This is a genomic window from Oceanobacillus sp. CAU 1775 (assembly GCF_054482815.1).
Genome location: NZ_JBTLRO010000005.1, coordinates 42,164 through 54,266, shown reverse-complemented (window position 1 = coordinate 54,266; position 12,103 = coordinate 42,164). Strand labels below are relative to the sequence as shown.

Sequence of the window (12,103 nt, the reverse complement as noted above, 5' to 3'; positions counted from 1 at the left end):
TATGCTTCAATTACAAGATATTTCAGTAACCTTTAATGAAGGGACACCTGATGAAAAGCGAGCATTACAGTCGATTAATCTAACCTTGGAAAAAGGTGATTTTGTAACGGTAATTGGTAGTAATGGTGCGGGAAAATCAACCTTAATGAATGTTATTTCAGGTAATCAAATTCCAGACGTTGGGGAAGTAATGATTAATCATAAAGCCGTTACTCATCTTCCAGAGTATAAACGTTCAGCATATATTGGCAGGGTGTTTCAAGATCCAATGGCTGGAACGGCACCATCGATGACGATTGAAGAAAATCTAGCAATGGCATATGCTCGTGACAAAAAAAGAAAAATGCGATATGGAGTTACAGCAAAGCGTAAAAAGTTATTTAGAGACTATCTAGAAACGCTTAATTTAGGTTTAGAAGATCGTCTTACAGCCAAAGTTGGCCTCCTTTCAGGTGGAGAACGACAAGCGCTTTCGCTACTTATGGCAACTTTTACAGAACCAGATATTTTATTGTTAGATGAACATACTGCAGCACTTGATCCCGCAAGAGCGAAGTTAATTACAGAACTGACCTATGATGTAGTTGAGAAATTTGAACTGACAACACTTATGGTTACCCATAATATGCAGCAGGCACTCGATTTAGGGAACAGATTGTTTATGATGGATAAAGGTCAGGTTATTTTTGATGTAAAGGGAGAAGAAAAGCAATCTCTAACCATTGAAAAATTATTGCATGCGTTCCAAGAAATACGTGGAGAACAATTTGAAAGTGATCGAGCAGTATTAGGCTAATATTGTCACTCATTGGAGTGGTTATCGGAGTTAAGGCGGTTATTCTTGTATCTTTGTGTTAGTGGAAGCATATATATCAAAAGATGGCTTTGACATTCTAATCATCGGTGCCTAGGAGGGGATCGGATGAGCATTATAAAATCGGAATCGTTTCACCTGCAAGCTTATCATATTTTAAAAAAATCAATCATGGAAGGTGAGCGAAAGCCTTCGGAACGTATTGTTGAAGCGAAAGTAGCGAGTCAGCTAGGGATTAGTCGAGGTCCAGTGAGAGAGGCAATCCGAATGCTAATTCAGGACGGATTACTTATTTATAATAATGGCTTTGTTCGTGTCTATCAACCTACTGTCCAAGACATCATCGAGATATTTCAGTGCCGAGAAAGTTTAGAAACATTGGCTATCAAACTAGCTATTAAAAATATCACTGATAAAGAGCGCGAGCAATTAAGAAACAATATTAGTGAGACAAAAAATACGTTAGAGCATAGCATGCTTCTTGGGGAACTGGATCAACAATTTCATACGATTATTTTTCATGCATCAAAAAATAATCAATTAATCGAATTACTAGAAGTTATTAAAATGAAAGTTCATTATATGCGTAATAGCATGGTTGGTGGACAATTTTATCCCTCTTTCATTGAAGAGCATGAACGTCTCTACGAATTAATAATAAAGGGGGACGAAACGGAAGCGGTAAAAATGATCCGTATGCATATTAAAAATGGATTAGAAGGAGTCTTGCTACATATTGAAAACAACTAAAAAACTTCTTCGTCCATAAGTATTTAATTTTTTTTACTACAAGACGGTTAACCGTTAACAGATAACAAACTAGTAGCTTATTCAATACCAATTGAATAGTTTCCTAGGCTTTGCTAAAAACACCAAAATGAAAGCGCTGTCACTTAGAAAATAACGTTACGTTCTAATTATGGAGGGATTTATATTGAAACAGCTTGAAAAAGTAGAAACAACTGAACAGGATATGTTTCAAAAGATAGCTGGGCATGAACAAGTCGTGTTTTGTAACGACCCTGAAACAGGACTGCAAGCAATTATCGCAATCCACGATACGACACTTGGACCTGCCTTGGGTGGAACGAGAATGTATCCCTATGCCAGTGTGAATGATGCACTTGATGATGTACTCCGTTTGTCAGAAGGCATGACTTACAAATGTGCTGCCGCTGGAATTGATTTCGGCGGTGGAAAAGCAGTTATTATTGGAGATCCAAAGAAGGATAAAACACCTGCAATGTTTCGGGTTTTCGGTCAATATGTTGATTCCTTAAATGGTCGCTTTTACACAGGAACGGACATGGGAACAACCATGGATGATTTTGTTCAAGCTTTAAAAGAAACCAACTTCATTAACGGGGTTCCTGAAGAACATGGTGGTGGTGGAGATACCTCTATCCCTACAGCCCAAGGTGTTATTTATGCTTTAAAGGCAACAAATCAATATTTATTTGGAACGGACAGTCTAGCAGGTAAAAAATATGCAATCCAAGGATTAGGGAAAGTTGGCTTCAAAGTTGCGGAACATTTGCTACAAGAAGAAGCGATTTTATATGTCACAGATATTAATGAAGATAGCATAGAAAATATTTTAACCAGGGCTAAAGAGCTTGGGGGCACAGTCCAAGTAGTGAAAAGTGAAGAAATATATCGTACAGATGCAGATGTTTTCGTGCCATGTGCAATGGGTGCGGTCATCAACGATGAAACAATCGAGCATTTAAAAGTAAAAGCAATTGTTGGATCCGCGAATAATCAACTTCATAAGGAAAGTCATGGAAGAAGACTAGATGAGAAGGGGATTCTATTTGCACCAGATTATATCGTGAACGCAGGTGGTTTAATCCAAATTGCAGATGAGTTATACGGCCCGAATAAACAAAGAGTTCTTTTAAAGACGAAAGAAATCTATCATTCTCTTATAGAAATCTATGAGCGTGCCAAGCTGGATTGCATTCCAACAAGTGAAGCAGCAAAAATAAAATGTCAGCAGAAACTTACAGAACAACGCCACTTGAATAATTTCTATACCCGCACAAATAGACCGAAGTGGGTTTTTTCAAATAATAATCGTTAAGAAAGGAATGTGTGAGTAGAATGAAAAATAAGTACCCCCTTCTTCAAATCGTTGACCAGACAGGTAAAGTTGTCTCCAATGAACATGAAGCAGAAGTCACGGAAGAAAAGGCCAAACAATTTTATTACCATATGCTCAGGTTAAGAACCTATGATAAAAAAGGTAGGGCCTTACAACGACAAGGTAGAATCGGGACCTATGTTCCATTCGAAGGGCAAGAAGGTGCGCAAGTTGGAAGTTCACTCGCTTTAAGGGATGAGGACTGGTTATTTCCGACATACCGAGATCACGGAGCAACATTAACATTTGGGGCGGATATGGTAAAAAATTTACTTTATTGGAACGGACGTGTCGAAGGGAATGTGCCCTCTAAGGAAAAAAGAATCTTTCCTGCAGCAGTTCCGATTGCAACACAGCTTCCACATGCAACAGGAGCGGCGATGGCTGAACAATATAAAGGAACGGATAATGCTGTGATTGTTTACTTCGGGGATGGGGCTACTTCAGAAGGCGATTTTCATGAAGGGATAAATATAGCGAGTGTCTACCAAGCACCAGTAGTATTTTTTAACCAAAACAATGGATATGCAATATCCCTTCCAATAGAAAAACAAATGAATTCAGAAACCATTGCACAAAAAGCAGAAGCGTATGGCATTCCAGGTGTGCGTGTGGATGGAGCAGATGTTTTTGCTGTGCATTTTGCTGTGAAAGAAGCACTTGAAAGAGCAAGAAACGGAGAAGGACCAACATTGATTGAAGCAGTAACATGGCGATTCGGCGCACATACGACTGCTGACGATCCATCGAAATATCGCGACCAAGAAAAAAGTGATTCAATGCGTGACGCGCTTGATCCATTATTACGTCTGGAAAAAATGATGAAGAACAAAGACATGTGGGATGACGCGTGGTCGACTGATAAACAACAAGAGATTGATACTGAAATTGAAAATGCTGTTTCTGAAATGGAAACGTACGAGAAACCAAATGTATCGGATATGTTCGATTATGTTTTTGCCGAGCCAACATGGACAATTAGTGAGCAAAAGAAAATGCTGATGGGGGACTGAAAACGATGGTCATATCTATGAAAGAAAGTATCGAACAGCAAAAAGAAAAGACAAAATCATTGACGCTGATCCAAGCAATAAACGATGCCCTTCAGACAATGCTAGAAATGGATAAGAATACATTATTATTAGGGGAAGACATTGGGGTCAATGGCGGCGTATTCCGAGCGACGGATGGATTGCAAAAGCAATTCGGTGAAAAAAGGGTGATTGATACACCACTTAGTGAGGCAGGATTTGTCGGTACAGCTGTCGGAATGGCATTGAACGGATTAAAACCAATTGTTGAAATTCAGTTTCTTGGGTTTATTTACCCTGCATATGAACAAATCGCAACACATGTCACAAGAACTCGCGCCCGAACAATGGGACATTATCATTTACCAATTGTTATCCGTGCCCCGTATGGTGCAGGTGTAAGATCGCCGGAAATCCATTCAGATAGTGTCGAAGCATTGTTTACCCATTTACCAGGAATCAAAGTAGTTTGTCCTTCAAATGCTTACGATGCAAAAGGCTTACTAATCGCAGCTATCGAAGATCCGGATCCAGTTTTATTTTTAGAACCAATGCGACTATATCGTGGCGAACGAGGCGATGTGCCAACTGGAAAATATACAGTGAATCTCGGTGAGGGAAAACAGCTTGAAACAGGCGAAGATGTCACCGTGATTGGTTGGGGAGCGATGATGCCGATTATTCAGAAGGCAACGGAAAACCTAAAGAAAACGCAAGGTATCTCTTGCGATGTGATTGATATGAGAACCTTATACCCGCTTGATAAAGACATCATTGCGGAATCTGTTCAAAAAACAGGTCGAGTCGTCATTGTGCATGAAGCTCATTCTACAGGTGGTGTCAGTAGTGAAATCACCTCAATCATCAATGATACTTCCTTTCTTTATTTAAAAGCGCCAATTGAACGTGTCACTGGATTTGATGTTCCGGTTCCAATGTTCGCGCTTGAAAATGAATATTTACCAACGCCAGTACGAGTCGAAGCGGCAATTGAAAAAGTTGTGCATTTTTAGGAGGTGAATAATAAATGGAAGTAAAATTTCACGATATTGGTGAGGGAATGAGTGAAGGAGAAATTTTAAATTACTTTGTCAATGTGGGAGACGAAGTAAAGGTGGACCAACCATTAGTTGAGATGCAAACCGATAAAATGGTTGCTGAAATTCCTTCACCAACAGCTGGAACAATACAGGAAATTTATTTTAAAACAGGAGAAACGATTCATGTAGGAACAGTCATTATGAAAATTTCAAGTGGTAAGGAAGCCCCCATTGAAGAAGAGAAAGACGAAGAGGATGTTTTAAAAAAATCATCCATTCTTCAGCCTGGTGAAAAAACGGTGTCCGTTAACAGGTCTCAGCGTATTTTAGCTGCACCATATACTCGGAAAATCGCAAGGGAAAATGGAGTAGACATCGAACAAATTAAAGGGACAGGACCAACTAATAGAGTAACGGATGATGATGTATATCAGTTTATTAACAAAGGCTCCGCCGTGATAGAAGATGATAAAACTTCCAAAGAGTCGCATGTTGAGAGAGTTACAGAAGATATCGAGGAAGAGACGATTCCTTTTACAGGTATCCGAAGACAAATAGCTAAGAAAATGAGTCATTCCCTGCAAACAATTCCACATGTCACACATTTTGAAGAAGTGGACTTGACGAATATTATGGAATGGCGAAAAGAGCTTAAAGAAATGGGAGAAAACATCTCCGTTGTCGCATTTTTTATTAAAGCTGTCGCAATTGCATTAAAAGATTATCCTGTCTTTAATGCAAAGCTTGATGAAGAAAATGAAGTGATTCGTTTGTCAAAAGCATATAATATTGGCCTTGCTACAGACACCAAAGCAGGCTTATTGGTGCCGGTGATGCATCATGTTGAGAAAAAGTCTATACGAGAAGTGCACAATGAAATGAAGGCACTAACAAAGAAAGCGCAGGACGGGAAATTAGAAGCGCGAGATATGAAAAATGGAACCTTTACAATTAGTAACGTCGGTCCGCTTGGTGGAATGGCCGCGACACCGATTATCAATCACCCAGAAACAGGCATTATCTCCTTCCATAAAACCAAAAAGGTACCAGTTGTCATGGAAAACGACGAAATTGCGATTCGCTCGATGATGAATCTATCTTTCTCTTTCGACCACAGGGTTGCAGATGGTGTGTTATCCGTTAATTTCATCAATAGATTTGTCGCGTTAATCGAAGAACCGAAAAATCTATTATTGGAGTTGGTATAAATGGTTGTAGGAGAATTTGTGGAAACCCGTGATCTAGTGATTATTGGTGGAGGACCTGGCGGGTATACTGCTGCTATCCGAGCAGCACAGCTGGGCCTCCAAGTTACTTTAATAGAAAAAGAGAAACTTGGTGGCGTCTGTTTGAATAAAGGTTGTATTCCTTCCAAGGTTTTTGCTCATGCAGCGAAAGAGTTGGCATCGATTTCTAACCTAGCCAATTTAGGAATATCAACAAAAGAAGTGTCCTTTGACTATAAGGAATTGTTAAACTACAAAGAAAAAACCATCACCCAACTACGAAAAGGGATTGAGGCATTATGTGCAGCAAATAAAATTGAAATCATATACGGCGAAGCTAATTTCACTGCCGAAAACCGGATAGGTGTTGAAGTTGGGCATCAATTTGATATCTATGAATTCAATCATGCGATCATTGCGACAGGCAGTAAAGCTATATATCCAGAGTTTTTACCGGATGATAGAAAATATATTTATTTGAATGATGAGATTTATAATTTATCCACCATCCCAAAAGAGCTAATCGTTTACGGAAGTGATTACATTTCGCTTGAAGTTGCTTTTAGTTATCGCAATCTTGGTGCTGACGTAACAATACTTCTAGATGAGGGGAAAAATGACTTTCCATTTGATGCAACGATAAATCGTGAATTTAAACGAATCTTAAAGAAAGAAAAAATAAAAGTTCATCATGGTATTCAGATTGACGAAGTAACCTCAAGTGAAAATGAAGTAGCAGTAAAAATGTCAAAGGACGGTAACACGTTTACAGAAGTAGGAACCGAACTTTATGTATCTATGAAAAGTAGTGCGAATGTGGCGACTTTGGGTTTGGAGCGACTTCATCTCGAGATGACAAACAATAATTTCATTCAGACAGATAACCAAATGCGAACGACACTTCCAAATGTATTCGCAATTGGAGATGCGACAAGTGGACCTCTATCAGCTGTAAAAGCAATGAAACAAGGAAAAGTTGCTGCAGAAACAATCGCTGGAATAAATATTGAGGTTGATTTGACATTTCTACCGACGATTGTACATAGCATCCCACCAATTGCTTCTGTCGGTTTAACGGAAGAGGAAGCGATAGAACAAGGATATAAAGTAAAAACAAGTCAATTTGCATATAGTGGTAACGGCATGGCAATGATTACGAATGAAAAAAGTGGCGTCTCGAAAGTTATTAAAGATGAGGAAACAGACTTGCTTTTAGGTTTTCATACCATTGGTGCAGGAGCTATTGAATTGATTGGTACAGGGACAGTGGCGCTTGAAATGGTAGGAAGAGATGAGGATGTAGCATTTCCTTTATACCCACACCCAAGTTTTAACGAAACATTGTTGGAAGCAGTGGAAGGATTATCAGATAAGGCGGTGCATATGGCACCTACGAGACAAAAAGTGTGAAAATGGAATTTAGTAATAGAATATCGTATAAACATAAGAAAAAATAGATAGAAACAAATGTTCTGTTATGGTATAATTTAATATACAATAGAACGGCTTCACATGAGGGGTTAGGCACAGTTTCCTTTTTGATGTTTTTCTCAAGGAGGGAGGTGTAGCCTATGGATATGGATCAAGTATTAGCGCTGATGATTTCTTTCGGCATGTTAATAGCTTTTATCGCAGATTAACTGTCTGTAAGATCCCCGCTGCAAGAACTCGGAGGCTTTAAGAATTGTAAGTGGGGATCAACAGCCAGTAAAGGCCCGAATGGTTCAACTAACAATCAGTGGGGGTGAAGAACCCCCCCACTGATTGAAGTTTCACTTTTTCATGTCCAATTCCAATAAAAAATAATCCCTCCTGTGCTTAGCCAGGCCTGTGAGGGATTATTTTTTCCTTAACTGTGACTTCCCCTCTTGTTGGGGTTGGTCTATTGTAACCGTTCCATGTTAGAGCATGGGACGGTTTTTAATATTGTATGGACTTCTTTAATTATTATACCAAGATTTACTGTTATTTACACGTTTTCTATATGAAAACATGGTTGTGTGTCAAGCGTTAGCACTGCTAAGTCTATTTCTTCTCGCCCACATACTTCACAGCTGCCATATGTGTTTTCGATAACTTAATAATCTCATCAATAAACGCTTCTTGAGAAGTCTCAAAATTGGTATTAATCCAATGTGATAATAGACCATAAAAGCCATAAGCTGTATAACGCGTGAAGTAATCCATATTTACAGGTATATCATTAATTGTTTTAAATAAAAAATGCTCCTGATAAATTTCTAAAATCGTTTGTGGGAACATCGTATGTAGGTCGGGAATGGTATCTTTATATTTTATCAGTTCAAAAAAATTGCGATTATCATAGATATAGCCAATGAACTGAAAGGATCTTGCTTTTAGATTATCAGTATGAATTGTACGAACCAAATTATACTGCTTACTAATAGCTTGTTTTATCCCGTCAAGTTTACTATGAAGCAAATCCTCAGCTAAATCATATTTATCGTGGTAATGGGTGTAGAAAGTACTTCGATTGTATTGCGCTTGCTCAACAATGTCTAACACAGTGACAGCGTGAAAGCCTTTCTCTTTAATTAAATCAATCAATGCAAGTTGGAAATGTTCTTTTGTTCTGTTTCTTCTTGGAGTCGTCATCTTTTTCCCCCTAAAAACAATATTATCATTTAATCAACCAGACAAAGAGACACTATCTGTCTATTTAATCGTCAAAACGAAATATATTGTGGATTGGTTTGTGACAAATTAAGCACTATACTAAGAGTTGTAAGCCCTTCCAAACAGAAGGGTACATCAAAAATATTATACAGGGGGAATAAATAATGGGCAAATTACAAGATAAAGTAGCAGTCATTACAGGTGGGGTTTCTGGAATTGGTGCTGCAACAGCAAAACTATTTGGTACAGAAGGTGCTAAATTAGTTTTAGTAGATATGAACGAAGAAAAAGGCGCTGCATTTATAGAAGAATTGAAATCTGAGGGTACAGAAGCTATTTTCGTAAAAGCTGACGTAACAAATGAAGAAGAAGTAAAAAACATCTTCGATACAACAATAAAAACATTCGGTAAAGTTGATGTGTTATTCAATAACGCTGGAATTGGTGCAGTAAAACCAACAGAAGAATTAACGTACGCAGAGTGGAGAAGAACAGTGGAAGTTGACTTGGACGGCGTATTCCTAGTTGCACAAGCTGCAATTAGAGAATTCTTAAAAGCAGGTAGCGGGAATATCGTTAATACAGCTTCTATGTATGGTTGGGTAGGATCACCTGGAAGTGCAGCATATAACGCAGCAAAAGCTGGTGTAGTTAACTTAACTCGTTCACTAGCTTTAGAATATGCAGAACGTAATATTCGCGTTAACTCACTAAGTCCAGGGTTCATCGAAACACCAATCTTAGGTGAAACAGATCGTGAATTCCTAACAAACGCAACACCAATGAAACGCTTAGGTACACCAGAAGATATGGCAAAAGCAGTACTATTCATGGCAAGCGACGACTCTAGCTTCATGACTGGTAACTCATTGATTGTTGATGGTGGGTATACAGCTCAATAATAAAAGACATAAGGACAGATTCCATGTGAATCTGTCCTATTTTATCTAGACTTATTTAGGTGCCTAGCTTCCGCAGTAAAATATCAATCTTCCATCTTGCTTTTCTCCATTTAATTGTTTATAATTAACTTTAATATTCTGAACATACTATACGGTCAGTCTGTTTGAGGTTGAGGAGGGAAATAATGAATTTTGCATATTCGCCTAAAGTCATCAAATTACAGGAGAAATTGCTTCACTTTATGGAGGAGCATGTGTATCCCAATGAAGCATTGTATAACGAGCAATTAAACGCTCAAGAGAATCGTTGGACAAGTGTTCCACCGATTATGGAAGAATTAAAAGAAAAAGCAAAAGAGCAGGGGTTGTGGAATTTATTCCTACCAGATAGTGAAAATGGTGCAGGGCTTTCTAATTTAGAATATGCACCACTCTGTGAAATAATGGGTCGCTCACTAATTGGTCCAGAAGTATTCAATTGTAATGCACCAGATACAGGAAATATGGAAGTGCTTGATCGATATGGTTCAGAGGAACAGAAGGAAACGTGGCTAAAGCCGCTATTGGCAGGAGAGATTCGCTCTTGTTTTTCAATGACAGAACCAGATGTAGCGTCAAGTGATGCGACAAACATTCAAACGAGTATTTCCCGTGATGGCGATGAATACGTTATTAACGGTAGAAAATGGTGGTCCTCTGGTGCAGGTGATCCACGATGTAAGATAGGTATTGTGATGGGAAAAACAGACCCAAATGCCGCGAGACATGAACAACAATCGATGATTCTCGTTCCTTTAGATACACCGGGTGTGGAAGTGGTAAGAATGTTACCTGTCTTTGGTTACGATCATGCTCCACATGGACATGCGGAAATTACGTTTGAAAATGTGCGGGTTCCAGCATCCAATATAATTTGGGGTGAGGGGAAGGGATTTGCGATCGCACAAGGAAGGCTCGGACCAGGAAGAATCCATCATTGTATGCGATTAATTGGTGCAGCTGAACGCGCACTTGAGGATTTATGTAAGCGTTCTCAAAGTCGTGAAGCTTTTGGAAAAAGTCTTGCGAGTCAAGGTGTGGTGCAGGAGATGATTGCTGATTCACGGATTGAAATTGAGCAAGCGCGTCTTCTAACCTTAAAAGCAGCCTATATGATGGATACCGTTGGAAATAAAGCGGCAAAAGCAGAGATTGCCATGATTAAAGTTGTTGCACCAAATATGGCTTTACGCGTGATTGATCGTGCCATCCAAGTTCATGGAGGTGCTGGTGTTAGTGATGATTATTCACTTGCAGCACAGTGGGCAAATGCTAGAACACTTCGTTTAGCAGATGGTCCAGACGAAGTCCACCTGAGACAAATCGCTAAATATGAACTACAAAACTATAAAACTATTTAATAGACAAGGTACCTGTCCCCTTGTCCAATGGAGGATAAATACATGCATATATTCGATTTATTTAAGTTAGATGGGAAAACAGCAATTGTTACTGGTGGTGGGCGTGGCTTGGGTGCACAAATTGCTCGAGGATTTGCAGAAGCTGGTGCAAATGTAGTGATTTGCTCCAGAAATCTTGAAGCTTGTGAAGCAATGAGTGAGGAGATTCGTCAGATTGGCGTAGATTCACTGGCATTTAAATGTGATGTGACAAATCGTGAGGAGATAGATCATGTAGTCGAGAAAACGGTAGAACATTTTGGTAGAATAGATATTTTAGTTAATAATAGTGGCGCAACATGGGGAGCTCCTGTTGAAGAGATGCCTTATGATGCCTGGGAAAAAGTAATGAATGTTAACGTTACAGGTACTTTTCTCATGAGCCAAGCTGTTGGAAAAGTGATGATTAGAGAGCAGAGTGGCAAAATCATTAATATCGCTTCAACTGCTGGCTTTGGTGGAACACCGCCCTTTATGCAGACGATTGGCTATAACACGAGTAAGGGAGCTGTAATGGCATTTACGAAGGATTTAGCCGTAAAGTGGGGTAAGTATAATATTAATGTAAATGCGATTGCGCCAGGGTTCTTCCCAACGAAGATGTCGAAGGCACTAATTGAACACGGAAAAGACAAAATTTTAAGGGGTACGCCACTTCAACGGTTAGGAGACGATTCTGATTTGAAAGGTGCTGCACTCTTTTTAGCATCAAAGGCATCAGACTATGTGAGTGGCGATATCCTAACGGTTGATGGTGGTGCGCATGCCTATTAATCTATTATCGTTTCGTTGAATCTTTTTCTAATAACTACCTCATTACTTTGTCACTGTTTTATCCTTTTGTTAGTGACTTATTTATACGATGTGGTAT

General features: G+C 39.1%; 11 protein-coding genes. 10 read left to right on the top strand and 1 reads right to left on the bottom strand.

From position 1 onward, the window contains the following. Window position 1: 1 nt before the first annotated feature. The 7 genes from ACXYMZ_RS09820 to lpdA all read left to right on the top strand — a co-directional run bounded on the left by ACXYMZ_RS09820 (window position 2) and on the right by lpdA (window position 7,664). Window positions 2–796, top strand: a complete 795-nt coding sequence (locus ACXYMZ_RS09820; protein WP_458948226.1) for an ABC transporter ATP-binding protein — start codon at window positions 2–4, stop codon at window positions 794–796. Between the two features lie 126 nt (window positions 797–922). Beyond that, a complete protein-coding gene (locus ACXYMZ_RS09815) occupies window positions 923–1,564 on the top strand; it encodes a GntR family transcriptional regulator (RefSeq protein ID WP_458948225.1) in 642 nt (213 codons plus the stop codon). A gap of 169 nt (window positions 1,565–1,733) precedes the next feature. Further along, the gene (locus ACXYMZ_RS09810) at window positions 1,734–2,897 is read left to right on the top strand and encodes a Leu/Phe/Val dehydrogenase (protein WP_458948224.1); all 1,164 of its coding nucleotides are present in this window, start codon (window positions 1,734–1,736) and stop codon (window positions 2,895–2,897) included. Between the two features lie 20 nt (window positions 2,898–2,917). Then, window positions 2,918–3,970, top strand: a complete 1,053-nt coding sequence (pdhA, locus tag ACXYMZ_RS09805) for a pyruvate dehydrogenase (acetyl-transferring) E1 component subunit alpha (protein WP_458948223.1) — start codon at window positions 2,918–2,920, stop codon at window positions 3,968–3,970. A gap of 17 nt (window positions 3,971–3,987) precedes the next feature. Next, complete coding sequence (locus tag ACXYMZ_RS09800; protein WP_458948222.1) at window positions 3,988–5,001, top strand: alpha-ketoacid dehydrogenase subunit beta; 1,014 nt, start codon at window positions 3,988–3,990, stop codon at window positions 4,999–5,001. A 14-nt stretch (window positions 5,002–5,015) separates the two neighbouring features. Then, entirely contained in the window at window positions 5,016–6,236 is a 1,221-nt protein-coding gene (locus tag ACXYMZ_RS09795; RefSeq protein WP_458948221.1) for a dihydrolipoamide acetyltransferase family protein, read from the top strand. Beyond that, the gene (gene lpdA, locus ACXYMZ_RS09790; protein ID WP_458948220.1) at window positions 6,237–7,664 is read left to right on the top strand and encodes a dihydrolipoyl dehydrogenase; all 1,428 of its coding nucleotides are present in this window, start codon (window positions 6,237–6,239) and stop codon (window positions 7,662–7,664) included. A 615-nt stretch (window positions 7,665–8,279) separates the two neighbouring features. Here lpdA and ACXYMZ_RS09785 read toward each other — a convergent pair. After that, complete coding sequence (locus tag ACXYMZ_RS09785) at window positions 8,280–8,870, bottom strand: TetR/AcrR family transcriptional regulator (RefSeq protein WP_458948219.1); 591 nt, start codon at window positions 8,868–8,870, stop codon at window positions 8,280–8,282. Between the two features lie 185 nt (window positions 8,871–9,055). On the opposite strand from ACXYMZ_RS09785, the gene ACXYMZ_RS09780 reads away from it, so the two are divergent. The 3 genes from ACXYMZ_RS09780 to ACXYMZ_RS09770 all read left to right on the top strand — a co-directional run bounded on the left by ACXYMZ_RS09780 (window position 9,056) and on the right by ACXYMZ_RS09770 (window position 12,006). Beyond that, window positions 9,056–9,793 carry an SDR family NAD(P)-dependent oxidoreductase gene (locus ACXYMZ_RS09780; RefSeq protein ID WP_458948218.1) on the top strand — a complete coding sequence of 246 codons (738 nt, stop codon included), beginning with the start codon at window positions 9,056–9,058 and terminating at the stop codon, window positions 9,791–9,793. 185 nt (window positions 9,794–9,978) lie between these two features. Next, entirely contained in the window at window positions 9,979–11,193 is a 1,215-nt protein-coding gene (locus ACXYMZ_RS09775; protein WP_458948217.1) for an acyl-CoA dehydrogenase, read from the top strand. 42 nt (window positions 11,194–11,235) lie between these two features. Continuing rightward, the gene (locus tag ACXYMZ_RS09770) at window positions 11,236–12,006 is read left to right on the top strand and encodes an SDR family oxidoreductase (protein WP_458948216.1); all 771 of its coding nucleotides are present in this window, start codon (window positions 11,236–11,238) and stop codon (window positions 12,004–12,006) included. Window positions 12,007–12,103: the final 97 nt, after the last annotated feature.